Raw genomic sequence first — 25,381 nt, 5'->3', positions numbered from 1 at the left:
CGGAACCCCGGGGACGCACCGCAACCCCCAGCGGCCCGGAAGACCGGGGACGGACAAGAACCCCGGGCCGTGCGGGAGACCGAGGACACCCGGGAACTCCGGGCGGTGCGGAAGACCGGCGCCGACCGGGAGACCGAGGCGACACGTGAACTCCGGGCCGTACGAGGCCCCGCGGCGGCCCGCACCACCGGGGCGATCGGCGCCACCGGGGCAGCCGGGGCAGCCGGTGGCCCCGCGGCAGCCCGAGCGGCCCGAGCGGCCCGAGCCGCCCGAGCCGCCCAGGCAGCGCGCACCACCGGGGCCACCGGTGCGGCCGGTGGCTCCGAGGCGGGCCGTACGTCCGAGGCCGCCGGTGTCCCCGAGGCACGCCGGACCGCCGGCACGGCCCACCGGCCCAAGGCGGCACACACCCCCACCCCGGCCCGCGCCGCCGGAACGGCCGGCACACCCGCGGCGGTCGGCACACCCGCGGCCGGCGCACCCACGGCGGCCCGCGCCTCCGAGGCACCCGGCGCGCCCCAGGCGGCGAGCGCCACCGACGCCGTCGGACCCAAGCGCCCGAAGCGGCCCAAGCGCACCGGCTGGCGCCGCCTCTTCCCCACCTGGCGCATGGTCCTCGGCACCTTCGTCCTGTGCGCACTCGTCCTCGTCGGCCTGTTCTTCCTCGGCTACTCCATGGTGAAGATCCCCTCGGCCAACGCCCTCGCCACCAAGCAGAGCAACGTCTACCTCTACGCCGACGGCACCGAGATCGCCCGCGACGGCATGGTCAACCGCGAGAAGGTCGACCTCTCCCAGATCTCCAAGGCCGCCCAGCACGCCGTCCTGGCCGCCGAGGACCGCGACTTCTACACCGAGTCCGCCATCGACCCCAAGGCGATGCTCCGGGCCGGCTGGAACACCGCCCTCGGCAAGGGCAAGCAGTCCGGCTCCACGATCACCCAGCAGTACGTGAAGAACTACTACCTCGCCCAGGAACAGACCGTCACCCGCAAGGTGAAGGAGTTCTTCATCGCCATCAAGCTGGACCGCGAGACCTCCAAGGACGACATCCTCGAGGGCTACCTCAACACCAGCTACTTCGGCCGCAACGCCTACGGCATGCAGGCCGCCGCCAAGGCCTACTACGGCGTCGACGCCACCAAGCTCACCGCCGCCCAGGGCGCCTACCTCGCCGCCCTGGTCAACGCGCCCAGCGAGTACGACGTCATCGCCCACCCCGAGAACCGCAAGGCCGCCGAGGCCCGCTGGAACTACGTGCTCGACGGCATGGTCACCAAGGGCTGGCTCAGCAAGGCCGACCGCACCGGACTGACCTTCCCCACCCCCAAGGAGACCTCCGGCGCCGACAACGGCATGTCCGGCCAGCGCGGCTACCTCGTCACCGCCATCAAGGACCACCTGCGCACCAACAAGCTCGCCACCGACGACGAACTCGAAGCCGGCGGCTACCGCATCACCACCACCCTGGACAAGAAGAAGCAGAACGCCTTCGTCAAGGCCGTCGACGACCAGCTGATGTCCAAGCTCGACCCGGAGAAGCGCAAGACCGACACCTACGTCCGCGCCGGCGGCGCCGCGGTCGAGCCCAAGACCGGCAAGGTCCTCGCCCTCTACGGCGGCATCGACTACGTCAAGCAGTACACCAACAACGCCACCCGCCGGGACTTCCAGGTCGGCTCCACCTTCAAGCCCTTCGTCCTCACCTCGGCCGTCGAGAACGACTCCGAGACCCAGGACCGCCGCCCCATCACCCCCAACACGATCTACGACGGCACCAACAAGCGCCCCGTACAGGGCTGGAGCGGCGAGACCTACGCCCCCGAGAACGAGGACTACGTCAACTACGGCGACATCGACGTCCGCACCGCCACCGACAAGTCGGTGAACTCCGTGTACGCGCAGATGGCCGTCGACGTCGGCCCCGAGAAGGTCAAGCAGACCGCGATCGAACTCGGCCTGCCCAGCGACACCCCCGACCTCAACCCCTACCCGTCGATCGCCCTCGGCACGGCCACCGCCAGCGTCCTGGACATGGCCGAGGCCTACGCCACCCTCGCCAACCACGGCCGGCACGGCACCTACACCCTCATCGACAAGGTCACCAAGAACGGCGTCGACGTCGTCGACCTCCCCGAGCGCAAGACCTCCCAGGTCATCAGCCGCGAAGCCGCCGACACCACCACCTCGGTACTGCGCAGCGTCGTACAGAACGGCACCGCCACCGCGGCCCTCGCCGCCGGCCGCCCCGCCGCCGGCAAGACCGGCACCGCCGAGAAGGACACCGCCGCCTGGTTCGCCGGCTACACCCCCGACCTCGCCACCGTCGTCGCCGTCATGGGTCAGGACCCCGTCACCGCCGCCCACAAGCCGCTCTACGGCGCGCTGGGCCTGCCCCGCATCAACGGCGGCGGCGCACCCACCCAGATCTGGGCCCAGTTCACCAGGAACGCCCTCAAGGGCACCCCCGTCAAGGACTTCACCCTCCGGCTCCAGGAAGGCTCCGAGGAAACCGCCCGCCCCTCCTCCGAGCCCTCCGCGGGCGAGCCGAGCGCGAGCAGCGAGGCGGACGGCTCCACCGGCGGCCAGAACAGCCAGACCCCCGGAACGAGCCAGGGCGGGACCGACGGCGGCACGACGACCGGCGGCACGACGACCGGCGGCACCCCCACCACCGGCGGCACCACCGACGGCGGCACCACCGGGGAGACCTCCACCGGCGGCACCCCCACCACGGGCGGCACCACCGACGGCGGCACCGGCGGGGAGACCTCCACCGGCTCGACCACCGACGGAAGCACCTCGGACGGCGGCAGCACCGGCACCCTGGGCGGCACCTTCCCCCAGCTCACGAACCGCCGGCCGATCGAGGGGTGACCTGACCTAGTGTCCCGAGGTCGCCTTCAGCCCCACCACGGCGACCAGCAGCAGACACACGAAGAAGATCCGGGCGGCGGTCGCCGGCTCCCCCAGCACCACCATGCCGAACACCGCCGCCCCCGCCGCGCCGATCCCCACCCACACGCCGTACGCGGTCCCGATCGGCAGCGAGCGTGCGGCGTACGACAGCAGCAGCATGCTGGCGACGATCCCCGCGCCGGTGAGAAGGCTCGGCACCAGTCGCGTGAACCCGTCGGTGTACTTCATCCCGACCGACCAGCCCACCTCCAGCAGACCGGCGACGACCAGCAGGACCCAGGCCATGACAGCACCTCCGAGGAACGAGCAATCGACACAACGGTGCGTCGTCTTTGCCTGCGTCCATCCCGGTACGGCGCGTCTCGTCGGGCTTCCTCACGCCAGCAAAGCACACGGAAAAGCAGAGAGAAAGGGCTGGTGACCATGGTCACCAGCCCTTCTCGCCCACTGTTCCAGAGGTGTCGCCAGGGATATCGCCAGAGGTATCGGAGGTGTCAGAGGTACAGGCCCGTCGAGTCCTCCGACCCCTCGAACCGGTCCGCGGCCACCGCGTGCAGGTCGCGCTCGCGCATCAGCACGTACGCGACGCCCCGCACCTCCACCTCGGCCCGGTCCTCCGGGTCGTACAGCACCCGGTCACCCGGCTCCACGGTCCGCACGTTCTGGCCCACCGCCACGACCTTCGCCCACGCCAGCCGACGGCCCACGGCCGCCGTCGCCGGGATCAGGATCCCGCCACCGGAACGCCGCTCGCCCTCACTGGTGTCCTGACGCACCAGGACCCGGTCGTGCAGCATCCGGATGGGGAGCTTGTCGTCGTGGCCGCTGTGCTCGCTTCTGTTACCGCTCACGCCGACGAACCTACCTGCCCGCGCCCGACGGCGACGCCTCCGGGTCAGCCCTTGCGGCGCCGCGTACCGAACGCGAGCAGCCCCACGACCCCGACCACCACGAGGGCCACCGGCACCACCCGCTCCAGGCGCGGCGCGCCCTCCTCGTCCACGAACTGCGCCCGCACCTCGCTCACCACCCGGTTGACCTGCACATAGGCCCTCCCGAGGGTGTGATCGACATTGGCCGCCACCTTCGCCTTGGCATCGCCGACGATCGTCTTCGGGTGCACCCGCACCCCGATCTCGTCGAGCGTCTCAGCCAGCATGTCTCGACGGCGCCTGATGTCCGCCTCGATCTGCGCCGGGGTTCTGGTGTCCGACGTGTCCGCCACGGTGGGCCTCCGAAGTGAGCCGACGTTTCCTGCCTGTTCTGGACAGTCTGTCAGTTCCCCGCCCGCCCGCACCGCCGGGACCCCCGGTTACGCTGGCCCGATGAGCGAGCGACTCCAGCCCGGCGACGTGGCCCCCGCCTTCACCCTCCCCGACGCCGACGGCAACGAGGTGTCCCTGTCGGACCACAAGGGCCGCAAGGTCATCGTCTACTTCTACCCGGCCGCCCTGACCCCCGGCTGCACGAAGCAGGCCTGCGACTTCACCGACAACCTCGACCTCCTCGCCGGCGCCGGGTACGACGTCATCGGCATCTCCCCCGACACCCCCGAGAAGCTGGGGAAGTTCCGCGAGAAGGAGTCCCTCAGGGTCACCCTCCTGGCCGACCCCGACAAGAAGGCCCTCGACGCCTACGGCGCCTTCGGCGAGAAGAAGAACTACGGCAAGACGTACCTGGGCGTCATCCGCTCGACGATCGTCGTCGACGAGGACGGCAAGGTCGAGCACGCCCTCTACAACGTCCGGGCGACCGGCCACGTAGCCAAGATCATCAAGGACCTGGGCATCTGAGTCCCCGCCCGCCGAGCGGCCCGCACCGAACCCCGGCGCGGGCCGCCTCCCGTTCCCGGCCGCGACTGTCCGATAAACGGTTCGTTACTCCGTACGAGACCACGAACAAATGGTCGGGGACGGAGGGGGTTCGGTGGGAACCGACATGTACACGCGGGAGCGGCTCGCCCCGGAGGTCGCCGAGGCGCGGAACTGGGCCGACCTGATGCGGCGGCTCGGTCTCAAGCCGAGTGGTGGCCGGCGTCGGATGTTGCAGGAGCACGTGGCACACCACGGGCTCGACACCGGTCACTTCGTGAAGCGCAGCCCGTGGCGCAAGTACCCCGACGCCGCCATCGCGGAAGCCGCCGCCGCCTCGTCCTCGCTGCGTGAAGTGGCGCTGAAGCTGGGTGCGACACCGGCCACGGGAACCCTCTCCCACATCCGACGCCGGCTCGACGCGGCAGGTGTCGACATCAGCCACTTCCCCGGCGTCGACCGTCCCCAGGTGGACCTCCCCTTCACACCGGAAGAACTCCGAGCGGCCGCCGAGGCGGCGACGAGCGTACGGGGCATGGCACGAGCGTTGGGCGTTCCCGATGACGGCCGGTCCCGGGCGGCGCTGCGGCGCATGCTGACCGCCGAGCGCATCGACGTCAGCCACTTCACTCACCGGCGTACCGTGATCCCGGAGGACGAGCTGCGGAATCTGGTACGGACGTCCACCAGCTATGCCGACGTCATGCGCGGGCTCGGTATGGAGGTCGGCGACACCAATCACCGGCGCGTGCGGCGCGCGGTCTCGCGTCTCGGTCCGGACACCAGCCACTTCAAGCGCCGGTCCTGGGGGCGGCCCGAGCCCCGTTATCTTTTTCGCGGTCCTGCAAGAGGGCCGCTGGCCTCCGGACCCGGTATGACTGTTGCCCCCTGTCGATGGGATGACCTGGGGGGTGGTGTCACCGGGTCCGAAGGGTGCCGTCGGAGACGCTGATCAGAGGTCCGACCGCCGCCCGGCCGGGCGCAATGCCCGGCCGCTCGCGGGCGGCAGGTCTGCATAACGTGGATGCGCGCGCACGGCCCCGACGCCCAGGTCAGCACCGGTATCGAGCAAGTGGGGGCACGGTGATCGACACCATCGGCGTGGGGGTCTTCCTCGGCCTGGACGTCGGCAAGAGCACGCATCACGGCCACGGCCTGACCCCGGCCGGGAAGACGGTCTTCGACAAGGCTCTGCCGAACAGCGAGCCGAAGCTGCGGGCCGCCTTCGACAAACTCCGCGCCAAGTTCGGCACCGTTCTGCTGGTTGTGGACCAGCCCGCCTCCATCGGCGCCCTCCCGCTGACCGTCGCCCGCCATGCCGGCTGTCAGGTCGCCTACCTGCCTGGGCTCGCGATGCGCCGGATCGCCGACCTCTACCCCGGCGAGGCCAAGACCGACGCCAAGGACGCCGCCGTCATCGCGGACGCCGCCCGCACCATGCCCCACACCCTGCGCACCCTCGACCTCACCGACGAGGTCACCGCGGAACTGACCATGCTGGTCGGCTTCGACCAGGACCTCGCCGGCGAGGCCAACCGCACCTCCAACCGCATCCGCGGCCTGCTCACCCAGTTCCACCCCAGCCTGGAACGCGTCCTGGGCCCGCGCCTGGACCACCCCGCCATCACCTGGCTCCTCGAGCGCTACGGATCCCCGCAAGCACTCCGCAAGGCGGGCCGCCGCAAGCTGGTCGAGGTCGTCCGCCCGAGAGCACCGCGCATGGCCCAGCGGCTGGTCGACGACATCTTCACCGCACTCGACGAGCAGACCGTCACCGTCCCGGGCACCGGCACCCTCGACGTGATCGTCCCGTCGCTGGCGAAGTCGCTGGCCGCCGTCCACGAACAACGCCGGGCCCTGGAAACCCGGATCGAGGCACTGCTGGAGGCCCACCCTCTTTCCCAGGTCCTGACCTCGATACCCGGCATCGGCGTCAGGACCGCCGCAGTCCTCCTGGCCACCGTCGGCGACGCCAGCTCGTTCCCGAGCGCCGGCCACCTGGCCTCCTACGCCGGCCTCGCCCCGGCGACCCGCCGGTCGGGAACCTCCATCCACGGCGAACACGCCCCCCGAGGCGGCAACCGGCAGCTGAAACGAGCGATGTTCCTCTCCGCGTTCGCCGCCCTGCACGATCCCGCCTCCCGCACCTACTACGACCGCTGCCGAGCCAGAGGCAAAACCCACACCCAGGCCCTCCTCCGCCTCGCCCGCCACCGCATCAGCGTCCTGTTCGCCATGCTCCGCGACGGAACCTTCTACGAACCGAGAAGCCCCCGCACCGCTTGACGAAAGACATAGAGGCCCCCCCCCGCAGCCCCGCCGATCGCACAACGGGTGCTGGTCGTCCTGCCAGAGCATGCCGGACGGACGAACAGGGACCGACTTCACCAGGCCCTGACGGAAGTCGGGGTGTCGTACGTGTGTGCGGAGTGCGGCAACCCCGGTGAGTGGCGGGGGCGCCCGATCACCTTGCAGATCGACCACGTCAACGGGAACTGGCGGGACAAGCGCCGGGAAAACCTGCGATACCTGTGCCCCAACTGCCATTCGCTGACGGAGACGTGGTGCCGCCGGAAAGGCAGAGGCGCACTCGTCGAGTGACCGGACATCCCCGTACACTGAGTGCCGCCGGTCAATGATGATGACCGTTTTTGAGCGGCCGTGATGGAATTTGGCAGTCATGCTGGGTTTAGGTCCCAGTGGGTTCACACCCGTGTGGGTTCGAGTCCCACCGGCCGCACACTGGCAGAAGGGCCGCCCGGTCGGGCGGCCCTTCTGCCTCAGTCAGCCCAGCAGCTCCCGCACCACCGGCACCAGGCCCCGGAACGCCTCCCCCCGGTGGCTGATCGCGTTCTTCTCCTCCGCCGTCAGTTCCGCGCAGGTGCGGGTCTCGCCGTCCGGCTGGAGGATCGGGTCGTAGCCGAAGCCGTTCGTGCCGGCCGGGGTGTGGCGGAGGACGCCCCTGAGCCGGCCCTCGACCACGCGTTCCGTGCCGTCGGGGAGGGCGAGGGCCGCCGCGCAGGCGAAGTGGGCGCCCCGGTGGGCGTCGGCGATGTCGGAGAGCTGGGCGAGGAGCAGGTCGAGGTTGGCCTTGTCGTCGCCGTGGGTGCCGGCCCAGCGGGCCGAGAAGATGCCGGGGGCGCCGCCCAGGACGTCGACGCAGAGGCCGGAGTCGTCGGCGATCGCGGGGTGGCCGGTGGCCCGGGCGAGGGCGTGGGCCTTGAGGAGGGCGTTCTCCGCGAAGGTGACGCCGGTTTCCCTGACGTCGGGGACGTCGGGGTAGGCGTCCGCGCCGACGAGGTCGTGGGGCAGGCCTGCGTCGGCGAGGATCGACCTGAGTTCGGTGATCTTTCCGGCGTTGCGGGTGGCGAGGATCAGGCGGGTCATGCGCCCAGTATCCCGGCTCGCGCGCGGGGTGTTACGGGGTGCAGACCTTGGTCAGTTCGCCCGCCGCGTCGGTGACGGGGCCGAGGTCGGGGGTGTTGTCGCCGTTCTCGATGGCGGTGCGGACGTTGGTGACGGCCTCGCGGAGGTCGTCGACCGCCTTGTCGACGTCGGCGTTGTCGGTCTTGTCACCTATTTTGTCGAGGTTTTTCTCGATGGAGGTGAGGGACTCCTGGGTCTGCGTCGGGTCGTTGGCGGCGTTCTCCACGGCCTGCTGGAGGTCGGTGACGCTGTCGGCGATGGAGTCGGCGGTCTGGACGCAGTCGAGTGCCTTGTTCACGGCGTCGCAGCCGGTGGTCGTGAGTCCGAGGGTGAGCGCGACGGCCGCGGTGGCGGCGGCGATGGTGACGCGGCGGTGTCGGTGACGGCCGGCGGACTGGGACATGACGGTGTTCCTCCCCTTGTGCAGGCCCCGGGGGCCCCCGTTGTGTACGGCCCTGGTGGGGGCCGCCTGTACGGCCCTGGTGGGGGCCGTACGGGCGGCCGTCGTCCGGGCCGCCGCGGGTACGGCCGTGCGCGGGCCGTCGTACTGCGCAAGACGCAGGGGCGGACGGCGGGGTTGCCCGCGCGTCCGGCCCTGTTTGGTGCGCTCTTTACTTTCGGAGGACGGTATCAAGTGCCGTGCGCTGCGCGGTGGTCAATTCTGCGCAACCCGAAACGGCCAGGTCCAGAAGGGAGTTGAGTTCGTCGCGGGCGAACGGCTGGGCCTCGGCGGTGCCCTGGACCTCGACGAAGCGGCCGTCGCCGGTGCAGACGACGTTCATGTCGGTTTCGGCGCGGACGTCCTCCTCGTAGCAGAGGTCGAGGAGGGGGACGCCGCCGACGATGCCGACGGAGACGGCGGAGACGGTGCCGGTGAGGGGCTGGCGGCCGGCCTTGATCAGCTTGCGGCCCTGGGCCCAGCTGACGGCGTCGGCGAGGGCGACGTAGGCGCCGGTGATGGCCGCGGTGCGGGTGCCGCCGTCGGCCTGGAGGACGTCGCAGTCGAGGACGATGGTGTTCTCGCCGAGCGCCTTGTAGTCGATGACGGCGCGCAGGGAGCGGCCGATGAGGCGGGAGATCTCGTGGGTGCGGCCGCCGATCCTGCCGCGGACGGATTCGCGGTCGCCGCGGGTGTTGGTGGCGCGGGGGAGCATGGAGTACTCCGCGGTGACCCAGCCTTCGCCGCTGCCCTTGCGCCAGCGGGGGACGCCTTCGGTGACGGAGGCGGTGCAGAAGACCTTGGTGTCGCCGAAGGAGACGAGGACGGAGCCTTCGGCGTGCTTGCTCCAGCCGCGTTCGATGGTGACGGGGCGGAGCTGTTCGGGGGTGCGGCCGTCGATGCGAGACATGGCGTCGAGCCTAGCGGCAGGCGCGGAAGGGGCCCCTGCCGCGGGTGCGGAGGGGCCCCTTCGGGTGAGCGGTGGGGCTCACACCACGACTCACATCATGTCTTCGATCTCCCCGGCGATGGGGTCGGCGTCGGTGCCGATGACGACCTGGATGGCGGTGCCCATCTTGACGACGCCGTGGGCGCCGGCGGCCTTCAGGGCGGCTTCGTCGACCTTGCTCGCGTCGATGACCTCGGTGCGCAGGCGGGTGATGCAGCCTTCGACTTCTTCGATGTTGTCGATGCCGCCGAGCCCGGCGACGATCTTCTCAGCCTTGCTGGCCATGTCCTTCTCCCTGGAGTCCCTGAAGCCGTTGGAGTGCCTGGGTTGCCCGGGTTGCCCGGTCGACGTGGTGCGATCCGGTCGGGAGCGCCTTGTCGCAGTAACCCACAGTTGGCCCATCTTTGCGAGCGATTGCACTGGATGTGCCGAAGGATGACGCCACAGCCACGAAATCGTCCGTAGCTGGTCTACACCACCTGACAGGCGGTCGCCAAACCATGAGTGCCGAGAGCGCCGACACCACGGTCGGTCCCGGGCGGGCCCGCTGGAACAACCTGTTCCAGGCGCTGCAGAAGATGGGGCGCAGCCTTCAGCTGCCGATCGCGGTGCTGCCGGCCGCGGGCATCCTCAACAGGCTCGGCCAGCCCGATGTGTTCGGGGCCGACGGGCTGGGCTGGACGGACGTCTCGAAGGTGATGACGGGCGCGGGTGGTGCCCTGCTCGACGGTCAGCTGGGTCTGCCGCTGCTGTTCTGCGTCGGCGTGGCCATCGGGATGGCGAAGAAGTCCGACGGCTCGACGGCGTTGGCGGCGGTGGCGGGTTTCCTCGTCTACTACAACGTGCTGCGGCAGTTCCCGGAGGACTGCGGCGAGGGGTTCGAGGCCGTGCCGGGCATCGGCTGCCAGGGGGCGGAGGACGGCACGGTGGTGGCGTTCACGTACCAGAATCCGGGTGTCTTCGGCGGCATCGTGATCGGTCTGCTGGCGGCCTACTCCTGGCAGCGTCTCCACCGTACGAAGCTGGTGGACTGGCTGGGCTTCTTCAACGGCCGCCGTCTCGTCCCGATCGTCATGGCGTTCGTGGCGATCGCCTTCGCGGCGTTGTGCCTGTGGGTCTGGCCGCCGATCGGTGACGCGCTGGAGAGCTTCAGCGACTGGCTGGACGGTCTGGACGCCTGGGGTGCGGGCATCTTCGGGGTGGCGAACCGGGCGTTGCTGGTGATCGGTCTGCACCAGTTCCTGAACGTGCCCATCTGGTTCCAGTTCGGCTCGTACACCAAGCCGGACGGGACGACGGTGCACGGTGACATCAACATGTTCCTGGCGGGCGACCCGGACGCGGGGCAGTTCACCTCGGGTTTCTTCCCGATCATGATGTTCGCGCTGCCGGCGGCGGCCCTGGCGATCACGCACTGCGCGCGGCCGGACCGCCGCAAGGAGGTCGGGGGGCTGATGCTGTCGGTGGCGCTGACGTCGTTCGTGACGGGCATCACGGAGCCTATCGAGTACTCATTCCTGTTCGTGGCGCCGGTGCTGTACGCGGTCCACGCGGTGCTGACGGGTGTGTCGATGGCGGTGACGTGGGGGCTGGGGGTGCACGACGGTTTCAGCTTCTCGGCGGGTCTCATCGACTACGTCATCAACTGGGGTCTGGCGACACGGCCGTGGGCGATCATCCCGATCGGCCTGGGCTTCGCCCTCGTCTACTACGTGGTCTTCCGCTTCGCGATCACCCGGTTCGACCTGAAGACGCCGGGGCGGGAGCCGGAGGAGGAGCGGGAGGACATCACCAAGGCCTGACAAGGGCCCTGCGGGGCAAGGGGTGTGGGCCTTCGGACCGCCGGTCCGGGGGCCCTTCGCCGTGCCGCGCGAAGGTGGCTTCGGCGGGTGCGGTGCGTAGCGCTCCGGTTGCAGCTTTGACGGGTTCCTTATATCGCCTTCATCGTGCTAGAAACAGGTCTACACCACTGAGTGGTGTAGACCACCACCGATGGAGGAAGTCTATGAGCACCGCCACCTCGCCAGCGGCGGCCCCCCCGAAGAAGTGGGGATCAGGCCTGTTCCAGGGCCTTCAGAAGGTCGGCCGCAGCCTCCAGCTGCCCATCGCCGTACTGCCGGCGGCCGGCATCCTGCTGCGGCTCGGCCAGCCCGACGTCTTCGGCAAGGACGGCCTGGGCTGGGGCAAGGTCGCGGACGTCTTCGCCACCGCCGGTGACGCCGTCTTCGCGAACCTGCCGCTGCTGTTCTGCGTCGGTATCGCCATCGGCTTCGCCAAGAAGGCCGACGGCTCGACCGCCCTCGCGGCGCTCGTGGGCTTCCTCGTCTACAAGAACGTCCTGACCGCGTTCCCGATCACCGACGCGAAGGTGACCAAGGGCGCGGACGTGGCCGCCACCTACAACGACCCCAAGGTCTTCGGCGGCATCATCATGGGCCTGATAGCCGCGGTCACCTGGCAGCGCTTCCACCGCACCAAGCTCCCCGACTGGCTGGGCTTCTTCAACGGCCGCCGCCTGGTCCCGATCCTGATGGCCTTCATCGGCACCGCCGTGGGCGTCTTCTTCGGGCTGGTGTGGGAGCCGGTCGGTGGCCTCATCACCGACTTCGGCGAGTGGATGACCGGTCTCGGCGCGGTCGGCGCGGGCATCTTCGGCGCGATCAACCGCGCGCTGCTCCCGGTGGGCATGCACCAGTTCGTCAACACGGTGGCCTGGCAGGAGATCGGCTCCTTCAAGGACGCCTCCGGTGCCGTCTGGCACGGTGACCTGCCGCGCTTCTTCCACGGTGACCCGACCGCGGGCCAGTTCATGACCGGCTTCTTCCCGATCATGATGTTCGCGCTGCCCGCCGCCGCTCTCGCCATCACCCACACCGCGCGCCCGGAGCGCCGCAAGGCGGTCGGCGGCATGATGGTGTCCCTGGCGCTGACCTCGTTCGTCACCGGCATCACCGAACCGATCGAGTTCGCCTTCATGTTCATCGCGCCGCTGCTGTACGTCATCCACGCGGTGCTGACGGCCGTGTCGATGGCCGTCACGTGGGGCCTGGGCGTCCACCACGGGTTCAGTTTCTCGGCCGGTGCGATCGACTACTTCCTCAACTGGAACCTGGCGACCAAGCCGTGGCTGATCATCCCGATCGGCCTGGTCTTCGCGGTGATCTACTACGTCGTCTTCCGCTTCGCCATCACCAAGTTCAACCTCACCACCCCCGGCCGCGAGCCCGAGGAGGAGGTCGAGGACCTCACGAAGGCGTGAGCCCCGCCCGACACACGGCGAAGGCCCCCGGAGCCCTGAACCGCTCCGGGGGCCTTCGCCGTGCCTGCTCGCGCGGCGAGAACGTCAGATCTCGTACGTCGCTCTCGGCGCCGCCACTTCCACCGGCCCGTCGAACACCGCGCGGGCGTCCGCGAGGTTGACCCGCGGGTCGGTCCACGGGGGGATGTGGGTGAGGACGAGGCGGCGGGCGCCCGCCCGGGCCGCCGTCTGTCCCGCCTCGCGGCCGTTGAGGTGCAGGTCGGGGATGTCTTCCTTGCCGTACGTGAACGCGGCCTCGCACAGGAACAGGTCGCTGTCGCGCGCGAGTTCGTCGAGGGCCGGGCTGACTCCGGTGTCGCCGGAGTAGGTGAGCGTCCGCCCGCCGTGCTCGATGCGGATGCCGTACGCCTCCACCGGGTGGGCCACGCGTTCGGTGTGGACCGTGAACGGGCCGATGTCGAAGGTGGAGGGCTTGACGGTGTGGAAGTCGAAGACCTCGCTCATGGAGGAGGCCGAGGGGGTGTCGGCGTAGGCCGTGGTGAGGCGGTGTTCGGTGCCCTCGGGGCCATAGACCGGGAGGGGGGCGCAGCGGCCGCCGTCGTGGCGGTAGTAGCGGGCCACGAAGTACGCGCACATGTCGATGCAGTGGTCGGCGTGCAGATGGCTCAGGAAGATCGCGTCGAGGTCGTAGAGACCGCAGTGGCGCTGCAGCTCGCCCAGGGCGCCGTTGCCCATGTCGAGAAGCAGCCGGAAGCCGTCGGCCTCGACGAGGTAGCTCGAGCAGGCCGATTCCGCGGACGGGAACGACCCCGAGCAGCCGACGACGGTGAGCTTCATAGAGCAGAAACCTCCGGTGGCGGTGACCGGGAAGTACCGGGAAAGGTCGGAAGACGGACGGTCGTGACAAGGGGGCGACAGAGGTCGTGCGGTCCGTCGAGCGTAAGGCGCGAAACCTTCGGTCGCTCCTCCGCCAGGGGCTGTTGTGGGGGAACTCACCTGTGCTGTCACCGGTTCGGCTGGACCCGGAGCGCAGGGGCGTGCGGAAGGGCGCGCGTGACGGAACGTGCCCCGGGTACGGTCGTGCGTATGGACACGTCCTGGTGGCTGGCTCTCGTGGTGGTGGTGCTGCTCGCACTGGTCGCCACGCTCGTCGACGGCTGGGGGCGCGGCCGGCGTCCGGCGGGGCGCAGGTCCCGGCCGCCGGGGCGGCCGGAGCGGGACCGGGAGCGCGGGCGGGGTGCCGGGCGGCCGCGGCCGGCGGAGATCTGGTGGGCGAACGTGCCGTTCGAGGACGGGCCGGGCGCCAAGGACCGGCCGTGCCTGGTGCTGACGGTGCGGGGGAACCGGGTGACCGTCGCGAAGATCACCAGCAGGCGCCACGACGGGCGGGCCGGGGTGATCCCGCTGCCGCCGGGCTCGGTCGGGGACGCGCGGGGCCGGGCGAGTTTCCTGGAGACGGACGAGCTGCGCCAGGTGCCGCTGGGCGACTTCCGGCGCCGGGTGGGTGTGGTGGACCCGGCCCTGTGGGACCAGGTCCGTCACCTGACGACATAGCGATCGGCGGGCGAGGCCGTTCACGCCCGGAGCCGGGCGCTCACGCCCAGAGCTGGCCCTGGAGCGTCTCGATGGCCTCTTCGGTGGTGGCGGCCGTGTAGACGCCGGTGGAGAGGTACTTCCAGCCGCCGTCGGCGACGACGAACACGATGTCGGCACTCTCGCCCGCGTTGAGGGCCTTCCTGCCGACGCCGATCGCGGCGTGCAGGGCGGCGCCCGTGGAGACGCCCGCGAAGATGCCCTCCTGCTGGAGCAGCTCGCGGGTGCGGGTGACGGCGTCGGCGGAGCCGACGGAGAAGCGGGTGGTGAGGACGGAGGCGTCGTACAGCTCGGGGACGAAGCCCTCGTCGAGGTTGCGCAGGCCGTACACCAGGTCGTCGTAGCGCGGCTCGGCAGCGACGATCTTGACGTCGGGCTTGTGTTCGCGCAGGTAGCGGCCGACGCCCATGAGGGTGCCGGTGGTGCCGAGTCCGGCGACGAAGTGGGTGACGGAGGGCAGGTCGGCGAGGATCTCCGGGCCGGTCGTGGCGTAGTGGGCGCCGGCGTTGTCCGCGTTGCCGTACTGGTAGAGCATCACCCAGTCGGGGTGCTCGGCGGACAGCTCCTTGGCGACGCGCACGGCGGTGTTGGAGCCGCCCGCGGCCGGGGACGGGATGATCTCGGCGCCCCACATGCCCAGCAGGTCGCGGCGCTCCTGCGAGGTGTTCTCGGGCATCACGCACACCATGCGGTAGCCCTTGAGCTTGGCGGCCATGGCGAGGGAGATGCCGGTGTTGCCGGAGGTCGGCTCCAGGATGGTGCAGCCGGGGGTGAGCCGGCCGTCCTTCTCCGCCTGCTCGATCATGTGCAGGGCGGGGCGGTCCTTGACGGAGCCGGTGGGGTTGCGGTCCTCCAGCTTGGCCCAGATGCGGACGTCAGCGGACGGCGAGAGCCGCGGCAGGCGCACCAGAGGGGTGTTGCCCACCGCGGCGAGGGGGGAGTCGTAGCGCATCGGGATCGGCTCAGGCCATGCCGCCGGCCACGGCCGGCAGGATCGTCACGGTGTCGCCGTCGGTCAGCTTGGTGTCGATGCCGTCGACGAACCGGACGTCCTCGTCGTTCAGGTACACGTTGACGAAGCGGCGCAGCTGGCCGTTGTCCACGATGCGGGCCTGGATGCCCGTGTGCCGGGCCTCGAGGTCGGCGAACAGGTCGGCGAGGGTCTCACCACTGCCCTCCACCGCCTTCTGACCGTCGGTGTACTGGCGGAGGATGGTGGGGATGCGGACCTCGATGGCCATGGCTCAGGGCTCCTGTCGGAAGGTGTGGGCAGCGCGGTTTCAGCGGATACATGCGTGCGAGGGCGCCGCGGCGCACGGCCGTACGGCGGCAGGGCCGGCGTCAACAGATGGCGCTGGCGAGCCTGCACAGGTCGACGTGCAGCCGCGCCACGAGCAGTGCGCCCGGCGTCTTCTCGCTCACGTCAGGGAAAACCATGGGCTCATCGTATCGATTCCCGGTCCGGGCCCTGGAGTGTGATCCCACATGGTGGATGGTTCCCGACCGGATGCCGGGATCAGTACGCCTCGACGACCTTGACCTCCTCCTCCGTGACCTGGCCGTCCACGATCCGGTAGGAGCGGAACTGGAAGGGGCCGGCGTCGTCGGTGTCGGCGGTGGAGACGAGGACGTAGTGGGCGCCGGGCTCGTTGGCGTAGGAGAGGTCGGTGCGGGAGGGGTAGGCCTCGGTGGCCGTGTGGGAGTGGTAGATGATCACCGGCTCCTCGTCGCGGTCGTCCATCTCGCGGTAGAGCTTGAGCAGGTCCTGCGAGTCGAACTCGTAGAAGGTGGGCGAGCGGGCCGCGTTGAGCATGGGGATGAACCGCTCGGGGCGGCCCGAGCCTGCGGGGCCCGCGACCACGCCGCACGCCTCGTCGGGGTGGTCCTCGCGCGCGTGGGCGACGATCTGGTCGAACAGGGCCTGGGTGAGGGTCAGCATGGTCGCCAGGATAAGCAGAGGGGCCGCGCCGTACCGAAGGGCGGTACGGCGCGGCCCGTATGCCGGACGTCCTGAGCGGCGGCCGCAGGGGGCGCCACGAGTGCTCCCTGCGGCCGGACGTCCTCGGAGGTCAGCCCACCTTGTCGAATTCCTCGGATTCCGGCCGGCTGCCCCGGGTGGTCTGCGGGCTGCGGGTCTTCAGCACGGCCCAGCCGACGCCGAGGGCGGCGGCCCAGCCGGCCATCACGTAGAGGCAGACGCGGGAGTCGGCGTCGTAGGCGATGAGGCCGGTGACGAAGAGGAGGAAGGCGATGGCGACGTAGCTGCACTTCGCGCCGCCGGGTGCCGGGAAGGACGAGGCGGGCAGGCGGCCCGCGTCGACCGCGCGGCGGTAGAGGACGTGGCTGATCAGGATCATCAGCCAGGTCCAGATGCCGGCCGCGGTGGCGACGGAGGTGACGTAGCCGAAGGCCTTCTCGGGGACGACGTAGTTGAGGACGACGCCGATGCCCATGAAGGCGACGGAGACGGCGATACCGAGGGCGGGCGTCCTGGTCGCGGACAGCTTGCGGAAGGCGGCGGGGGCCTCGCCGCTGTCGGCGAGGTTGCGCAGCATGCGGCCGGTGGAGTACATGCCGGAGTTGCAGGAGGACAGGGCGGCGGTGAGCACGACGAAGTTGACGATGGCGGCGCCGGCCGGGATGCCGATCTTGGCGAAGGCGGCGACGAAGGGGCTCACGCCGGGCGCGAACTCGGTCCACTTGACGACGCAGAGGATGACGGTGAGGGCGCCGACGTAGAAGAGCGCGATGCGCCACGGAAGCGTGTTGATGGCCTTGGGGAGGGTCTTCTCCGGGTCCTCGGACTCGCCCGCGGTGACGCCGACCAGCTCGACGGCGAGGTAGGCGAACATGACGCCCTGGAGGGTCATGAGGGAGGAGCCGACACCCTTGGGGAAGAAGCCGTCGAAGGCCCACAGGTTGGAGACGGCGGCGGTGTCGCCGGCCGAGCTGAAGCCGAAGGTGAGGACGCCGAGGCCGATGACGATCATGCCGATGAGCGCGGTGACCTTGACCATCGAGAACCAGAACTCCAGCTCACCGAAGAGCTTCACGGAGATCAGGTTGACCCCGAAGAGGACCACCAGGAAGACCAGGGCCGTCACCCACTGGGGGATGGACGGGAACCAGTAGTTGACGTAGATCGCGGCGGCCGTCAGTTCGGCCATGCCGGTCACGACCCACATCAGCCAGTACGTCCAGCCGGTGAAGTAGCCGAAGAACGGGCCGAGGAACTCGCGGGAGTACTCCGCGAAGGACCCGGAGACCGGGCGGTAGAGGAGCAGCTCGCCGAGCGCCCGCATGATGAAGAAGATGATCACGCCCGCGAGGGCGTACATGAGGATGAGGCTGGGACCGGCCTTGGCGATGTTCGCCCCGGCTCCCAGGAAGAGGCCGACGCCGATGGCGCCGCCGATCGCGATCATCTGGACCTGGCGGCTGCCGAGTCCGCGCTCGTAGCCCTCCTCCGAGCCCTCCGAGCCCTCTGGGGCCTTCTCCGTGTCGACCTGAGCGGAGGTCATGTGTGGTGCGCCTTTCTCCATGCCGAACCGGGCCTTCGTCGGCCGCGGATCGGTTCTCGATCCCCCCGGACTGATGGAGCGTTGTGCCTGGCCGGCGATCCGCCGGCTCGGTGGCGCACCCGGCGGACATACGGATGGTGTCCGTCGGGCGGTCGTGAAGATTTATCACGCCCGTCATCCTGATCGTCCGGGCGGCGTGTGGCGCATCCCACAAGGAGAAGCGGCCAAACTGGACACAAAAGGGGCACAGTCGGCCGCACCGGTGATGTGATCGTTATCCGGATTTGAGCGTCCTCTGAGCGAACGCGCAACCGTCGCGCATCACGTCATAACGGTGTGTTCCGCAGCCCGCGGGGCGCGTCCCCCCGCTCCTCGGCGCGCACTCCGGGGAGCTCGGGTTCCGGGGAGCTCCGGTCCCGGGGAGCTCCGGCGGGCCTCGGCGGGTCTCGGCGGGTCTCAGCCCATGAGGGTGGTCACGAGCGTCTCCTGGAGGCCGCCCAGCCACAGGTACGCCATCACCATCGGCTTGCGCGGGTCCTCGTCCGGCAGCCGGTAGAGGAGGTCGGTGTCGTCCTCGGCGGTGATGTCCAGCCGGGAGCCGATCGCCAGACGGAGGTCGTTGAGCGCGCCGAGCCACCGCCGGGACTGCTCGGGCGACAGCTCCAGGACCGCCACGCCGTCGTCCCCGGCGGCCAGTGCGTCCAGGGAGCGCACGACGGCGAGCGCGTTCTCGCGCTTGCCGGCCCTGAGGTCGTTCTCGGTGAAGCGGCGGAACTCGGCGGAGCGGGAGCGCCGTTCCTCCTCCTCCCGGGGCCCGGGAGCGGCCTCGGGGTCGACGTAGGCGTCGGGGAAGAGGCGCTGGAGGACGGGGTCGGAGGGCGGTTCGCTCGGACCCTCGGCGAACAGTTCCGCGAGCGGGTCGGCGGAGGCGTCCTCGGCGGGGCCGGGGCCGATCAGCTCCAGGAGCTGGACGGCCAGCGACCGGATGATGGAGATCTCGACGTCGTCGAGGGCGACGGCCGCGCCGCCGCCGGGGATCGGTTCGAAGTGTCCTGGCATCGGTGAGGTGACTACTTCCGGTCCTGCTGGAGGGTGGCCCACAGTCCGTAACCGTGCATCGCCTGCACGTCGCGTTCCATCTCCTCGCGGCTTCCGCTGGAGACGACCGCCCGGCCCTTGTGGTGGACGTCGAGCATGAGCTTGGTGGCCTTGTCCTTGGAGTAGCCGAAGTACGTCTGGAAGACGTACGTCACGTAGCTCATGAGGTTGACCGGGTCGTTGTGGACGATCGTGACCCAGGGGACGTCCGGCTCCGGTACGGCGAAGACCTCCTCCGCCGACTCGGTGCGTTCGATCTCAAGGGGAGCGGGTGACGTCACAGTGCCCATGCTGCCATGCGCCCCGGAAATCGTCACACCGACGAAAAGGGGGTACGATCCCCTGCCATGCGAAGCGTTCCGGGGGGAGGACCCCCGGAGCCCCGGCCCGGCCGGGGCACCCGGAGAGTACGGACTAGGTGAGGCAAGTGGACGTAGCGGATCTCGGGCTGCCGGTGGATGTTCCCTCGACGGCGCTCTTCACGGACCAGTACGAGCTGACGATGCTGCAGGCCGCGCTGGAGGCGGGCACCGCCGAGCGGCGCAGCGTCTTCGAGGTCTTCACCCGGCGGCTGCCCGAGGGCCGGCGCTACGGCGTGGTGGCCGGCACCGGACGCGTCCTGGACGCCGTCGAGAACTTCCGCTTCGACGCGGGTGTCCTCGGCTTCCTGCGCGAGCGGAAGATCGTCGACGAGGCCACCCTGGAGTGGCTGGCCTCCTACCGCTTCTCGGGTGACGTCTGGGGCTACCCGGAGGGCGAGGTGTACTTCCCCGGCTCGCCCGTCATGCGGGTCGAGGGCTCCTTCGCCGAGTGCGTGCTGCTGGAGACCGTGATCCTGTCCGTCCTCAACCACGACTCCGCGATCGCGGCCGCCGCCTCCCGGATGTCCTCGGCGGCCGGGCGGCGCCCGCTGATCGAGATGGGCGCCCGCCGCACCCACGAACTGGCCGCGGTGGCCGCGTCCCGCGCCGCGTACGTCGGCGGCTTCGCCACCACCTCCGACCTGGCGGCAGGTTTCCGCTACGGCATCCCCACGGTGGGCACCAGCGCGCACGCCTTCACCCTCCTGCACGACACCGAGCGCGACGCCTTCCGCGCCCAGGTGGAGTCGCTGGGCCGCGGCACCACCCTCCTGGTGGACACCTACGACGTCACCGAGGCCGTCCGGGCGGCCGTGGAGGTCGCCGGGCCCGAGCTGGGCGCGGTGCGCATCGACTCCGGCGACCTGCTGCTCGTCGCGCACCGGGTGCGCCAGCAGCTGGACGAGCTGGGCGCGACCGGCACGAAGATCATCGTGACCTCGGACCTCGACGAGTACGCCATCGCCTCCCTGGCCGCGGCGCCCGTGGACGCCTACGGCGTCGGGACGCAGCTGGTGACCGGGTCCGGGCACCCCACCTGCTCGATGGTCTACAAGCTGGTCGCCCGCGCCGAGTCCGCCGACCCGAGGGCCCCCCTGGTGCCGGTGGCGAAGAAGTCGTCCGGCGGCAAGACGTCGATCGGCGGCCGCAAGTGGGCCGCGCGCCGCCCGGACGCGGACGGCGTCGCCGAGGCCGAGGTCGTCGGCACCGGCCAGGTCCCCGCCGAGCTGGCCGACCACCAGCTGCAGGTCGAGCTGGTCAAGGGCGGCGAGGTCGTCGCCCGCGAGCCCCTGGACGTGGTCCGCGACCGGCACGCGGCCGCCCGCGCCGGTCTGCCGCTGTCCGCCACCCAGCTCTCGCGCGGGGAACCCGTCCTGGCGACGGAGTACGTCCAGGGCCGCTCGGGTAGCTAGGGCGTGTCTGACGATTCGCGTCGGATCAGCGCGCGGCGCCTGGTGCTGGGGGCACCTCCCACACCGTTCGGGCAGTGGCGGAGGATCGCCCGTGTACCGGATGTACTCGGGTGATCCGACAACGCGGCGTGGGGGTGCCCCCGGCCGAAGGCCGGGGGAGTGCCGTGCCAGGCGTCGCGCGCCCGACGGGAATCGTCAGACACGCCCTGGGCCCATGTCCGTGGGACGGGGCGCACCGCGCCCCTCCCCTACCGCCGCCGAAGTCCCTAGGCTCGATTACTTCACCCTCTCCCGGTCTCGAGAGAACCGGGGACCCCCATCGAAGGACACCCACCATGCGCCGCGCCTTGATCGTCGTAGACGTGCAGAACGACTTCTGCGAGGGGGGCAGCCTCGCGGTGTCCGGCGGTGCCGACGTCGCCGCCGCCATCACCGAGCTGATCGGGCAGGCCCCCGCCGGATACCGCCACGTGGTGGCCACCCGCGACCACCACATCGCCCCCGGCGGCCACTTCGCCGACAACCCCGACTACGTGCACTCCTGGCCCGCGCACTGCGTCGCGGGCACCGAGGGCGTCGGCTTCCACCCGAACTTCGCCCCGGCGGTCGCCTCCGGCGCCGTCGACGCGGTCTTCGACAAGGGCGCCTACGCCGCCGCGTACAGCGGGTTCGAGGGCGCCGACGAGAACGGCGTCACGCTGGGCGACTGGCTGCGCGCCCGCGGGATCGACGAGGTGGACGTGGTCGGCATCGCCACCGACCACTGCGTGCGGGCCACGGCACTGGACGCGGCCCGGGAGGGCTTCCGCACCCAGGTCCTGCTCGACCTGACCGCCGGGGTCGCCCCGGAGACCACCGAGCGGGCGCTCGAGGAGCTGCGCGGGGCGGGCGTGGAGCTGTCGGGCAAGCCGGTCGTGCAGTGATCCCGGCCGCTTCCTGGCGGCTCCCGGGTCTTCCCGGCCTTCCGGGTCTTCCCGGCCTTCCCGGCCTTCCGGCCTGGCCGGTCCCGGCCGGGGAGCGCAGGAGCGGCGGAGGAGCGGCGGGGGCCGGTCCGGAGCGGAGACGACAGGCTCTCTCGTCCGGATCAGGCCGGGCCACGCGAGCCCGGCATGATCCGGACGAGAGGCACTACGTCCCGGTGGCCGCCGGGCGGCGCAGCAGCGCGCGGATCGGGCGCCACGGTTCCGGGACGCCGATCAGCGCGGTGACAGCGTTGTCAGGGGCCGTGCGCCATATCAGGCCGTCGGGATGGTGCAGGACCGCGGTGATCTCGTCCGGGCTGGGCGGGGCCGCGTTGCCCCGCAGGTAGACGGCGCGCAGGCCCAGGTTGCGGAGCCTGGTCAGGGCTCGGGCGCGGTTGCGGGCGAGGACGAGGACGCGGACGACGGCGGCACCGTCGGTGGCGGGGCTGGGCAGGTTGAGCGCCACCACCACCGAGCCGTTCGGCAGCTTGCAGAAACCTCCTGCGGCCATGCGGTCACACCCCCGTGCGTGTCGGTGTCGAGGCGGTCGTCCCTGGGACTGTCAATAAGGAGGGCACAGGAGGCACCTAAACACGATCGGCGGCAACCCGCCAGGGGTTGCCGCCGATACGCTTTTGACCTGCTAAAACGTCGACTACTTGGTCGACGGACCCACCTTCACGGTGATCGTCGAGCCACTCAGGGGCTCACTGACGATCTTGATGGAGGTGTTGGTGTCAGTGATCTTGACGCCGGCCAGCGGGTTCGACGCGTCGTAGTAGGTCGACCTGCCGTCGTCGAAGACCGGGACGCCCGGACGGGCCTTGATCTTCGTGGCGACGTCGGCCTTGTGCAGCGTGATCGCGTCGGTCGGGTACCAGCTGAAGGTGGAGTCGAAGGCCTGGACGCGGTTGCGCATCAGGGTGCCGTCGGACCACTTCAGCGGGGTCGGGTGCGAGTCGACCGGGAGGATCAGGCCCTCACCCGGGTGCTGGCTGGTGTTGTCGTCGGCCTGGGAGGTGTCCCACTTCCAGATCAACAGGCCGTTCTGGTAAGGGTAGTGCTCCACCCAGTCCGGACGGGTCGTCGAGAAGCCGTAGTTGTACGGGCCGACCTTGAGGACCTTGTCGTACGAGACGTACTGACGGTTCTCGGCGATGTAGTACTGCGCGTAGTCGTCCGTGATGGCCGCGCCGATGCGGCTGAAGCCGTTGGCCGTCCACGCGGCGTCCGCGCTCTCCGCGTCGTCGGAGAACAGGGTGGCGCCGTCCGCGGTCACCGTGATCCCGTCGGCCGCGAAGCCCTTCTGGGCCACGCCGCCGTCGGTGGCGTAGCGGAAGCGGACGTCGACCTTCTGGCCCGCGTAGGCGTCCAGGGAGTACGTCAGCTTCTGGTAGGCGTCGACCGTGCCGGTGAGGGCGGGCTTGTCGCTGCCGTCCCGCGGGATGGCCGAGCCGTCGGCGAGCTTGCCGTCGATCGGCGTCCAGTTGGAGCCGTCCGTGGACACCTCGGTGTAGAGGTAGTCGTAGTCGGCCTCGATGTCCCACCAGCCGTCCAGCGACAGCGCCGCCGTCGACTTGCCGGTCAGGTCGACCGAGCGGGTCAGGGTGTTGCGCAGGTCGTCACCGCTGCCGCTCCACCACTGCGTGGCGCCCTGGGCCGGTGCGACGACCTCGGTGGTGACCGTCTTCTCCGGCAGGGAGACGATGAGGGCCTGCGGGTTCTTGGTGTTGTACTCCGCGACGCCCAGCGTGTGCCTGGACTTCACGCCCGCCTTGGCGACCTCGTAGTCCAGCCAGCCGAGCTGGAGCTTGTCCCAGGAGTTCATGTCGCCGGGCAGGTCGCCGATGGAGTCCTTGCCGGTGCCGAGCCAGGAACCGGAGGACATCAGCGTCCAGAAGCCGGTGGAGTTCTCGCCGCCCGCCGTGTCGTACTCGTCGGGCAGGCCGAGGTCGTGGCCGTACTCGTGGGCGAAGACGCCCAGGCCGCCGTTCTCCGGCTGGATGGTGTAGTCGCCGACCCAGATGCCGGTGTCGCCGATCTGGGTGCCGCCGAGCTTGTTGGTGTCCGGGCCGGTGGAGCCGGCGTCGGTGCCGAAGGCGTACCAGCGGTGGGCCCAGATGGCGTCCGCGCCCTGGGCGCCGCCGCCCGCGGACTCGTCCTCGCCGGCGTGCACGATCTGGAAGTGGTCGATGTAGCCGTCGGACTCGTTGAAGTCGCCGTCGCCGTCGAAGTCGTAGCGGTCCCACTGGTCGTACTCGGCCAGTTCGGCCTTGATCTCGGCGGCGGTGTCACCGGCGGCCTCGCGCTCGGCGACCCAGGCGTTGACGCCGTCCTGCACGGCGTACCAGGCGCCGGTGGAGGCGTCGTTGGAGCCGTAACGGGCCTCGTTGTAGGGGACCTTGACCCAGTCGGTGACCTCGCCGTCGACCGAGTAGCGGCCCGAGGACTGCTTCTCGTAGTACTTCTTCAGCGACTCGGTGCCCGCGGCGGTGCCGAAGTACAGGTCCTGGAAGTGCTGCCGGTCGTAGTCCGCCTGCCAGGCGGTGCTGTTGTCCTTGGTGCGGTCCGGCTGCGCGATCTGGTTGTGCAGCGGGCCGGGGGTGCCGCCGTAGCGGCTGTCTATCTGATCGCCGAACTCGACGAGGATCGTGAAGATCTTGTCGGTCTTCTCGCGGCCGAGTTCGACGTACTTGCTCTCGCCCTTGCGGCTGTCGAGCTGGACGACCTTGGAGCCGTCCCGGTTCTTGACCGTGGCTTCGCCGGAGATGACCTGCTCGAGGGCTTCCTCGCGCTGGGCCTCCTGCGTCTTGCTGAGCGGCCCGTCGAAGTCGTGTTCGCGGGTGCTGGCCGGCTGCGGGTCGTGCCGGTCCACCGCCGGGGTGTCGGCCGGCGCGTTGTCGGCCGCCTGTGCCACGGCGAACGTCGAGAACGTCGCCGAGGCCGCCGCGAGGGCGACGACCGTGGCGGCCGTCCTGAACGTCCAGGATCTGCTGGTCACTTGATTGCCTCCCCTAACGCGTGCCGGACGCGCGGAAGGGGGATCCATGTCAAGGGAAGTCCGCGCGCGGTTATACGCGTGTAGTCAAGTGACGCCATTTGACTACTGCTTCACCGGAAAAGACAGACCTTGACTTGAACAGGTCAACGCATTATTGGAAGCCCGCGTTCGCATTGCGGACAGGTGACGGTCATGTGACAGGCGCGTGGTCCCGTCCGGCAGATGGACGCCATGACTCCGTGCGCCCCCTGTGCACCGGCACCGTGTGTCAGCTCACGCTTACCGCTCGTTCCCGTCGGGCATGCAGCCGAATAGAGTCGAGACCGCCCCCGCTTCCGAGGACACGATTGCCATGCCTCGTCCGACCGTCGCACAGCTCACGTACGGTTCCTGCACCGTCATCCTCTCGACGCTCGCCATGCTGCTTCTGTCACAGGCGAGTTCGGGCTCGCTCGTCGTGGTCGTCGCCGTCACCTCGCTCGCCCTCGGCGTACTCGTCGCCATGACGCTCCCGGCGCCGCACCGCCGGGCCACCGTCACCGTGGCACGCTCCACCGTGGACGAGCCCGTACCCGCCTCGGTCGCCGCGGCACGCGAGCCGGTCCGGGAGCCGTCGACACGCTGAACGG

General features: G+C 70.3%; 28 protein-coding genes, 1 tRNA gene and 1 riboswitch. Of the genes, 12 read left to right on the top strand and 17 right to left on the bottom strand.

The window, feature by feature from the left end:
* Positions 1–69: 69 nt before the first annotated feature.
* Positions 70–2,877, top strand: coding sequence for a transglycosylase domain-containing protein (locus ACGFQC_RS00505; protein ID WP_363088507.1), 2,808 nt, complete (start codon positions 70–72; stop codon positions 2,875–2,877).
* A 6-nt stretch (positions 2,878–2,883) separates the two neighbouring features.
* On the opposite strand, the gene sugE is transcribed toward ACGFQC_RS00505, so the two are convergent.
* The 3 genes from sugE to ACGFQC_RS00490 all read right to left on the bottom strand — a co-directional run bounded on the left by sugE (position 2,884) and on the right by ACGFQC_RS00490 (position 4,144).
* Positions 2,884–3,204, bottom strand: a complete 321-nt coding sequence (gene sugE, locus ACGFQC_RS00500; protein WP_363088508.1) for a quaternary ammonium compound efflux SMR transporter SugE — start codon at positions 3,202–3,204, stop codon at positions 2,884–2,886.
* A gap of 35 nt (positions 3,205–3,239) precedes the next feature.
* Positions 3,240–3,313: riboswitch (guanidine-III (ykkC-III) riboswitch) on the bottom strand.
* Between the two features lie 100 nt (positions 3,314–3,413).
* Positions 3,414–3,716: a co-chaperone GroES gene (locus ACGFQC_RS00495; RefSeq protein WP_363088621.1), complete on the bottom strand. Its 303-nt coding sequence runs from the start codon at positions 3,714–3,716 to the stop codon at positions 3,414–3,416.
* Between the two features lie 98 nt (positions 3,717–3,814).
* The gene (locus ACGFQC_RS00490; RefSeq protein WP_363088509.1) at positions 3,815–4,144 is read right to left on the bottom strand and encodes a DUF3618 domain-containing protein; all 330 of its coding nucleotides are present in this window, start codon (positions 4,142–4,144) and stop codon (positions 3,815–3,817) included.
* Between the two features lie 100 nt (positions 4,145–4,244).
* Here ACGFQC_RS00490 and bcp point away from each other — a divergent pair, with 100 nt between their 5' ends.
* The 5 genes from bcp to ACGFQC_RS00465 all read left to right on the top strand — a co-directional run bounded on the left by bcp (position 4,245) and on the right by ACGFQC_RS00465 (position 7,470).
* Positions 4,245–4,712 (top strand): thioredoxin-dependent thiol peroxidase, encoded by a 468-nt coding sequence (bcp, locus tag ACGFQC_RS00485; RefSeq protein ID WP_363088510.1) that lies wholly within the window; start codon positions 4,245–4,247, stop codon positions 4,710–4,712.
* A gap of 247 nt (positions 4,713–4,959) precedes the next feature.
* Positions 4,960–5,682 carry a hypothetical protein gene (locus ACGFQC_RS00480; protein WP_363088511.1) on the top strand — a complete coding sequence of 241 codons (723 nt, stop codon included), beginning with the start codon at positions 4,960–4,962 and terminating at the stop codon, positions 5,680–5,682.
* Between the two features lie 131 nt (positions 5,683–5,813).
* On the top strand, positions 5,814–7,016 hold the full coding sequence (locus tag ACGFQC_RS00475) for an IS110 family transposase (RefSeq protein ID WP_363088512.1): 1,203 nt from the start codon (positions 5,814–5,816) through the stop codon (positions 7,014–7,016).
* Positions 7,017–7,064: 48 nt separating this feature from the next.
* Positions 7,065–7,331, top strand: coding sequence for an HNH endonuclease (locus tag ACGFQC_RS00470; protein WP_393287405.1), 267 nt, complete (start codon positions 7,065–7,067; stop codon positions 7,329–7,331).
* Positions 7,332–7,385: 54 nt separating this feature from the next.
* A tRNA-Leu gene (locus ACGFQC_RS00465) sits at positions 7,386–7,470 on the top strand.
* 44 nt (positions 7,471–7,514) lie between these two features.
* Here ACGFQC_RS00465 and rdgB read toward each other — a convergent pair.
* The 4 genes from rdgB to ACGFQC_RS00445 all read right to left on the bottom strand — a co-directional run bounded on the left by rdgB (position 7,515) and on the right by ACGFQC_RS00445 (position 9,946).
* The gene (gene rdgB, locus ACGFQC_RS00460; RefSeq protein ID WP_363088513.1) at positions 7,515–8,117 is read right to left on the bottom strand and encodes an RdgB/HAM1 family non-canonical purine NTP pyrophosphatase; all 603 of its coding nucleotides are present in this window, start codon (positions 8,115–8,117) and stop codon (positions 7,515–7,517) included.
* 31 nt (positions 8,118–8,148) lie between these two features.
* Complete coding sequence (locus ACGFQC_RS00455) at positions 8,149–8,559, bottom strand: hypothetical protein (protein WP_363088514.1); 411 nt, start codon at positions 8,557–8,559, stop codon at positions 8,149–8,151.
* Positions 8,560–8,767: 208 nt separating this feature from the next.
* Positions 8,768–9,505, bottom strand: a complete 738-nt coding sequence (rph, locus tag ACGFQC_RS00450) for a ribonuclease PH (protein WP_363088515.1) — start codon at positions 9,503–9,505, stop codon at positions 8,768–8,770.
* Positions 9,506–9,595: 90 nt separating this feature from the next.
* Positions 9,596–9,946, bottom strand: coding sequence for a PTS glucose/sucrose transporter subunit IIB (locus ACGFQC_RS00445; protein WP_363088516.1), 351 nt, complete (start codon positions 9,944–9,946; stop codon positions 9,596–9,598).
* A gap of 98 nt (positions 9,947–10,044) precedes the next feature.
* Here ACGFQC_RS00445 and ACGFQC_RS00440 point away from each other — a divergent pair, with 98 nt between their 5' ends.
* Entirely contained in the window at positions 10,045–11,346 is a 1,302-nt protein-coding gene (locus tag ACGFQC_RS00440; RefSeq protein ID WP_363088517.1) for a PTS transporter subunit EIIC, read from the top strand.
* A 203-nt stretch (positions 11,347–11,549) separates the two neighbouring features.
* On the top strand, positions 11,550–12,803 hold the full coding sequence (locus ACGFQC_RS00435) for a PTS transporter subunit EIIC (RefSeq protein WP_363088518.1): 1,254 nt from the start codon (positions 11,550–11,552) through the stop codon (positions 12,801–12,803).
* A gap of 84 nt (positions 12,804–12,887) precedes the next feature.
* On the opposite strand, the gene ACGFQC_RS00430 is transcribed toward ACGFQC_RS00435, so the two are convergent.
* The gene (locus ACGFQC_RS00430; protein WP_363088519.1) at positions 12,888–13,640 is read right to left on the bottom strand and encodes an MBL fold metallo-hydrolase; all 753 of its coding nucleotides are present in this window, start codon (positions 13,638–13,640) and stop codon (positions 12,888–12,890) included.
* Between the two features lie 249 nt (positions 13,641–13,889).
* On the opposite strand from ACGFQC_RS00430, the gene ACGFQC_RS00425 reads away from it, so the two are divergent.
* Entirely contained in the window at positions 13,890–14,357 is a 468-nt protein-coding gene (locus tag ACGFQC_RS00425; RefSeq protein ID WP_363088520.1) for a type II toxin-antitoxin system PemK/MazF family toxin, read from the top strand.
* A 40-nt stretch (positions 14,358–14,397) separates the two neighbouring features.
* Here the strand turns inward: ACGFQC_RS00425 and ACGFQC_RS00420 are convergent, their stop codons facing one another.
* The 7 genes from ACGFQC_RS00420 to clpS all read right to left on the bottom strand — a co-directional run bounded on the left by ACGFQC_RS00420 (position 14,398) and on the right by clpS (position 19,305).
* Positions 14,398–15,348, bottom strand: coding sequence for a cysteine synthase (locus ACGFQC_RS00420; RefSeq protein ID WP_363088521.1), 951 nt, complete (start codon positions 15,346–15,348; stop codon positions 14,398–14,400).
* A gap of 10 nt (positions 15,349–15,358) precedes the next feature.
* On the bottom strand, positions 15,359–15,637 hold the full coding sequence (locus ACGFQC_RS00415; protein ID WP_363088522.1) for a MoaD/ThiS family protein: 279 nt from the start codon (positions 15,635–15,637) through the stop codon (positions 15,359–15,361).
* Positions 15,638–15,737: 100 nt separating this feature from the next.
* Positions 15,738–15,833 carry a putative leader peptide gene (locus ACGFQC_RS00410; RefSeq protein WP_363088523.1) on the bottom strand — a complete coding sequence of 32 codons (96 nt, stop codon included), beginning with the start codon at positions 15,831–15,833 and terminating at the stop codon, positions 15,738–15,740.
* A 79-nt stretch (positions 15,834–15,912) separates the two neighbouring features.
* On the bottom strand, positions 15,913–16,335 hold the full coding sequence (locus tag ACGFQC_RS00405) for a M67 family metallopeptidase (RefSeq protein ID WP_363088524.1): 423 nt from the start codon (positions 16,333–16,335) through the stop codon (positions 15,913–15,915).
* A 130-nt stretch (positions 16,336–16,465) separates the two neighbouring features.
* Positions 16,466–17,917, bottom strand: coding sequence for an amino acid permease (locus tag ACGFQC_RS00400; protein WP_363088525.1), 1,452 nt, complete (start codon positions 17,915–17,917; stop codon positions 16,466–16,468).
* Between the two features lie 456 nt (positions 17,918–18,373).
* Entirely contained in the window at positions 18,374–18,976 is a 603-nt protein-coding gene (locus tag ACGFQC_RS00395; protein ID WP_363088526.1) for a DUF2017 domain-containing protein, read from the bottom strand.
* Between the two features lie 11 nt (positions 18,977–18,987).
* Positions 18,988–19,305, bottom strand: coding sequence for an ATP-dependent Clp protease adapter ClpS (clpS, locus tag ACGFQC_RS00390; protein ID WP_055623360.1), 318 nt, complete (start codon positions 19,303–19,305; stop codon positions 18,988–18,990).
* A gap of 137 nt (positions 19,306–19,442) precedes the next feature.
* On the opposite strand from clpS, the gene ACGFQC_RS00385 reads away from it, so the two are divergent.
* Both ACGFQC_RS00385 and ACGFQC_RS00380 read left to right on the top strand, forming a co-directional pair.
* Positions 19,443–20,789, top strand: a complete 1,347-nt coding sequence (locus ACGFQC_RS00385; RefSeq protein WP_363088527.1) for a nicotinate phosphoribosyltransferase — start codon at positions 19,443–19,445, stop codon at positions 20,787–20,789.
* Between the two features lie 335 nt (positions 20,790–21,124).
* On the top strand, positions 21,125–21,712 hold the full coding sequence (locus tag ACGFQC_RS00380; RefSeq protein WP_363088528.1) for a nicotinamidase: 588 nt from the start codon (positions 21,125–21,127) through the stop codon (positions 21,710–21,712).
* A gap of 205 nt (positions 21,713–21,917) precedes the next feature.
* On the opposite strand, the gene ACGFQC_RS00375 is transcribed toward ACGFQC_RS00380, so the two are convergent.
* Together ACGFQC_RS00375 and ACGFQC_RS00370 are read right to left on the bottom strand one after the other, a co-directional pair.
* Positions 21,918–22,262 carry a hypothetical protein gene (locus ACGFQC_RS00375; protein ID WP_363088529.1) on the bottom strand — a complete coding sequence of 115 codons (345 nt, stop codon included), beginning with the start codon at positions 22,260–22,262 and terminating at the stop codon, positions 21,918–21,920.
* 144 nt (positions 22,263–22,406) lie between these two features.
* The gene (locus ACGFQC_RS00370) at positions 22,407–24,752 is read right to left on the bottom strand and encodes an immune inhibitor A domain-containing protein (RefSeq protein WP_363088530.1); all 2,346 of its coding nucleotides are present in this window, start codon (positions 24,750–24,752) and stop codon (positions 22,407–22,409) included.
* A gap of 352 nt (positions 24,753–25,104) precedes the next feature.
* On the opposite strand from ACGFQC_RS00370, the gene ACGFQC_RS00365 reads away from it, so the two are divergent.
* Positions 25,105–25,377, top strand: a complete 273-nt coding sequence (locus ACGFQC_RS00365) for a hypothetical protein (RefSeq protein ID WP_363088531.1) — start codon at positions 25,105–25,107, stop codon at positions 25,375–25,377.
* Positions 25,378–25,381 lie beyond the last annotated feature (4 nt).

Source organism: Streptomyces sp. NPDC048734, from assembly GCF_043198675.1.
Classification (GTDB): domain Bacteria; phylum Actinomycetota; class Actinomycetes; order Streptomycetales; family Streptomycetaceae; genus Streptomyces.
Note: the sequence above shows the minus strand (reverse complement) of the source record. Positions and strands in the feature narration are given on the sequence as shown.

Excerpts from the sequence above, each read along its gene's own strand:
- sugE (WP_363088508.1), bottom strand. The coding sequence starts at position 3,204 with ATGGCCTGGGTCCTGCTGGTCGTCGCCGGTCTGCTGGAGGTGGGCTGG.
- ACGFQC_RS00495 (WP_363088621.1), bottom strand. The coding sequence starts at position 3,716 with ATGCTGCACGACCGGGTCCTGGTGCGTCAGGACACCAGTGAGGGCGAG.
- bcp (WP_363088510.1), top strand. The coding sequence starts at position 4,245 with ATGAGCGAGCGACTCCAGCCCGGCGACGTGGCCCCCGCCTTCACCCTC.
- ACGFQC_RS00480 (WP_363088511.1), top strand. The coding sequence starts at position 4,960 with ATGTTGCAGGAGCACGTGGCACACCACGGGCTCGACACCGGTCACTTC.
- rdgB (WP_363088513.1), bottom strand. The coding sequence starts at position 8,117 with ATGACCCGCCTGATCCTCGCCACCCGCAACGCCGGAAAGATCACCGAA.
- ACGFQC_RS00455 (WP_363088514.1), bottom strand. The coding sequence starts at position 8,559 with ATGTCCCAGTCCGCCGGCCGTCACCGACACCGCCGCGTCACCATCGCC.
- rph (WP_363088515.1), bottom strand. The coding sequence starts at position 9,505 with ATGTCTCGCATCGACGGCCGCACCCCCGAACAGCTCCGCCCCGTCACC.
- ACGFQC_RS00445 (WP_363088516.1), bottom strand. The coding sequence starts at position 9,946 with ATGGGCCAACTGTGGGTTACTGCGACAAGGCGCTCCCGACCGGATCGC.
- ACGFQC_RS00440 (WP_363088517.1), top strand. The coding sequence starts at position 10,045 with ATGAGTGCCGAGAGCGCCGACACCACGGTCGGTCCCGGGCGGGCCCGC.
- ACGFQC_RS00435 (WP_363088518.1), top strand. The coding sequence starts at position 11,550 with ATGAGCACCGCCACCTCGCCAGCGGCGGCCCCCCCGAAGAAGTGGGGA.
- ACGFQC_RS00430 (WP_363088519.1), bottom strand. The coding sequence starts at position 13,640 with ATGAAGCTCACCGTCGTCGGCTGCTCGGGGTCGTTCCCGTCCGCGGAA.
- ACGFQC_RS00425 (WP_363088520.1), top strand. The coding sequence starts at position 13,890 with ATGGACACGTCCTGGTGGCTGGCTCTCGTGGTGGTGGTGCTGCTCGCA.
- ACGFQC_RS00420 (WP_363088521.1), bottom strand. The coding sequence starts at position 15,348 with ATGCGCTACGACTCCCCCCTCGCCGCGGTGGGCAACACCCCTCTGGTG.
- ACGFQC_RS00415 (WP_363088522.1), bottom strand. The coding sequence starts at position 15,637 with ATGGCCATCGAGGTCCGCATCCCCACCATCCTCCGCCAGTACACCGAC.
- ACGFQC_RS00410 (WP_363088523.1), bottom strand. The coding sequence starts at position 15,833 with ATGGTTTTCCCTGACGTGAGCGAGAAGACGCCGGGCGCACTGCTCGTG.
- ACGFQC_RS00405 (WP_363088524.1), bottom strand. The coding sequence starts at position 16,335 with ATGCTGACCCTCACCCAGGCCCTGTTCGACCAGATCGTCGCCCACGCG.
- ACGFQC_RS00400 (WP_363088525.1), bottom strand. The coding sequence starts at position 17,917 with ATGACCTCCGCTCAGGTCGACACGGAGAAGGCCCCAGAGGGCTCGGAG.
- ACGFQC_RS00395 (WP_363088526.1), bottom strand. The coding sequence starts at position 18,976 with ATGCCAGGACACTTCGAACCGATCCCCGGCGGCGGCGCGGCCGTCGCC.
- clpS (WP_055623360.1), bottom strand. The coding sequence starts at position 19,305 with ATGGGCACTGTGACGTCACCCGCTCCCCTTGAGATCGAACGCACCGAG.
- ACGFQC_RS00380 (WP_363088528.1), top strand. The coding sequence starts at position 21,125 with ATGCGCCGCGCCTTGATCGTCGTAGACGTGCAGAACGACTTCTGCGAG.
- ACGFQC_RS00375 (WP_363088529.1), bottom strand. The coding sequence starts at position 22,262 with ATGGCCGCAGGAGGTTTCTGCAAGCTGCCGAACGGCTCGGTGGTGGTG.
- ACGFQC_RS00365 (WP_363088531.1), top strand. The coding sequence starts at position 25,105 with ATGCCTCGTCCGACCGTCGCACAGCTCACGTACGGTTCCTGCACCGTC.